Annotated in this window: 2 protein-coding genes; one reads left to right on the top strand and one right to left on the bottom strand. The window is 48.6% G+C overall.

Annotation, left to right across the window (positions count from 1 at the left end; all coding sequences use genetic code 11):
* Positions 1-1561: 1561 nt before the first annotated feature.
* The gene (locus ADK28_RS00675) at positions 1562-1948 is read left to right on the top strand and encodes a hypothetical protein (protein WP_048794623.1); all 387 of its coding nucleotides are present in this window, start codon (positions 1562-1564) and stop codon (positions 1946-1948) included.
* A gap of 115 nt (positions 1949-2063) precedes the next feature.
* On the opposite strand, the gene ADK28_RS00670 is transcribed toward ADK28_RS00675, so the two are convergent.
* Positions 2064-3268: ATP-dependent nuclease (locus ADK28_RS00670; protein WP_048794622.1), on the bottom strand; the 1205-nt coding region annotated here is incomplete at its 5' end.

The raw sequence follows: 3268 nt of genomic DNA, 5'->3' as shown, positions 1-3268 counted from the left end.
TCGCCTGCCATCATCATAATTTACAGCCATTATCCAATACCCCATAAACTAAACTACACAGTAGTGGTTGTTGTAGTGATTATCGTGGTTACACAGTAGCATGATGATGGTTTTATCGTCACTTAAAAATACATCTGGTAGTCATCGTGAAGTGATATGCTGGTTTGATGCGGGTTGGTTAAGGGTTTTACTATGTTGCTATCGTCGTTGTTTTTAATGTTTTATCTCTTTCCTGTCTCTGTTTTTCTGCCTTTTTCATGCTTACATGGCTATATGCAGGTTCATCTATCCTCCTGTTCGTCTTCCTGCACGCTATCGTCTTCACCTCCATCAGTGATGTCTGTTTTAACTCAGGACGTATTGACGGCGTCACACAGGGTTCACCCTTCGTATTTATAATTTGTGGCTCAGTAGCAGGAGTAAGGGCTTCTTTGGAGCAGGGTATTAACAGGTTGAGGTCATGTGATGTCTCGGTTTTTTTATTCTTCTTGCTTAAGAGATAATTCCAGAGTGAATGTACATCGCTTTTATCTCGTGTGGCCACCGCCTGGTGCCACTGGTTCTGGTATTACTGTCAGGTGTAGTGTGTTGGATTGGTATTAATATATTAAAGAAGAGATTATTATCTTAGGTGGTTATTATCTTAAGGATTAACTTCAAAGGTTACTTAAGGAAGGGTAAGAGGTAAGTAATGCTGTTCAGTCGATATACTGTCTGGGAGAAGATGTCACTACCCGGTAACGATTACCGGTGTTGAAAGGTACTGAATCAGTGAACAGTCTTAATCGTGGGAGCACTTATGATGACTGTAACTGAGTCGGGAAGCCTTAAAGGTGTAAGTATTATAGAGTGAGAATAACGACGTGATAACAGCATTGTCGTTTATTCGATGTCTGTGGTAACGGGGTATTGCCAATACGTTAGCAGGCAATCATCAGACCGGGAGATATTGTCACTGGTGCGTAAGCCTTCATTAAGCAGGATATGGCGGTTATCAGATTAGCCCGTGTATGTGCTGGCAGTTAACCCGCACTCAGTATCTGGTGAGCGTTATTAGCGCTATCCGGCAGGCATAACGTTCTTTTACCCTGGCTGACTATGACAGGTAATACGTTCATCAGTAATCACTGGGTGGACTGTGCTAATCATTGTGGTGCGTATCAGGATATTTTTTACGTCAGTTAACTATACAGCAGAGGCTGTAGCCTGTAACGGGAGTAATAGCCCGGGCTGATACTCCTGACTTAATTAATTCGCCAAAGGGAATGCCTGCAGTGAATTATTAAAAATGGCTGGCGGGTATCTTTACGAAGAATAAATAACACACTGAGTTTGCGTTATTGGCTAAAACGACGGAGCCTTATGATTATGTATGTCTCTGAGGCTTCCTGTAAGGCTATATAACTGTATTGAATAACACGGTAGTGGAAATCTGTGGATAGAATGAATACGTCGCTCCTGATGCGTTACAGCGCGTTTAAACTGATGCTGGTTGCTACAGCGTTTCGTATTGTTCGGGTAAAGTCTGAGGAACTGAATCAGCTTAAGGCAAAATCATTCAATGAAAGCAAATGTACAGTACGAATTTCACCATTTCGGTATCCCGCTGCAGGACGGCGACACCACAGGTAAGTTCAGCGCCAGGGCCGGAATGTACACCACGGATAATCCGGGTAAGTTTCGGGTGCAGTGGCATCGTTTCACTGAAGACTCACCGCCCCATCCGTTGCTGAAAACCGTTCCGCATGTGGCCTTTAAGGTCAGCAGTCTGGCTGAGGCGATAGCGGGGGAGGCGGTTATTCTGGGGCCTTATGAACCCATCGACGATTATCGGGTGGCGGTCATCGATGACTGCGGCGTACCCGTCGAATTGATTGAAACCACGCTCAGCGATGAAGAGCTGTGGGCGCGTGCAGCCTCCGGACAGGGGAATCTGTATCGCAAGTAAAATGCCTGTAATAATTCGTTCAGGTTATCACCATGCCAAACTTGCAGTGCTGGCATGGTGTTTGTGACCCATGGTTGGTGATTTTACCTGTTGAGGTAAGCTGGGGTAGTTTTCGTCACTGGAGCATGTCGCGTATCCTGCGCATCCAGCCGAGGACTTCACCCTCAGGATCGCGTTCATGGATACGTGCTGCAGTCATCAAAGGGAACGCCCGTTCTGCCAGACGAGCCTTGGCAGGATTATCTTTCATCACACCGTCAAAGCCCTGAGCCAGCGAATAGGCTTCTGCAAATACTTTGGGCGTTGCCTTACCGCCGACAGGATGGTCAGTGACCGCGATCATCACCCCAAAGGCTTCGTGAATGGCATCGGGATGAAGATAGCTCTCGACCTCGTGTTTCAGTGTCTGTGCTGCCCAGCATCCGTTGGCACGTGCATTAACGGCAGCCACCGCGTCAGCATAAGCAGGCACATCACGATCGTAGATATGAATCTCCCTGCGGTTAAGGGCACGAAGGTAATTTTCATTGACCCAGTGCTTGAGCGTTCCCCCACCCAGAACGATAAACGCCACACGTTCATCGCTCTCCAGGTCAGGAAGGGTGTTGTCTTCTGCATGGAGCGCTTTACTGAGAGCCTTAAAGGCAGCGACATCGGTCGGTCCTTCCACGCAGAACAGCAATCTGACCCGGTTGTCTGGTGTGACGCCCAGCGTATCGGTAACGATGCCGAAAACATCAGCGCCGGCCTGAATGGTCGGCTGCCCGGTAGCGGCATCACGGGATACAAAGCGGATGCTGTCCCCTGGTAGCTCTGCAGCAAAGCCCGGACTGTGCGTGGTGAGAATAACCTGACAGCCGGCTTCGAGGGACAGGGATTTAAATGACTCAATCAGGATCCGCTGGTAATTAGGGTGTTGTGAAGTTTCGGGCTCTTCAATGGCGTAGATGATACTGCGGCGATTACTGGACTTAAGTCGTCGTTCTGCTTCAGCCTTAAAAAAGCTCACCAGCACCAGACGACGGACGCCGCTGCCACGTTTATTCAGCGGGATCCCTCCGTCAGTGTTGAGACCAACGGAGAACAGCCCCTGCCATTTTGCCGGTGTGGGAGGTGTAAATTCAGGGGTAAGTTCGCTTGCCAGACCCGGTTCAATGGTCTTCAGTGCTTCATGTGTGTTTCGGGCAATCTCTTCTGCCTTTTGCTGGACACGCAACTGGATCCTGGCAATGTCATCCTGGACTTCGGCCAGTGCAGCCGTAATGGCGGCTTTCATCGGGCTTTGTACTTCATCGTCGGAATCCCGGCTGCTTCTGTCGC

The sequence above is a fragment of the Serratia sp. 506_PEND genome, assembly GCF_001076875.1.
GTDB lineage: Bacteria > Pseudomonadota > Gammaproteobacteria > Enterobacterales > Enterobacteriaceae > Serratia > Serratia marcescens.
This window is presented reverse-complemented; position numbering and strand designations above follow the sequence as displayed.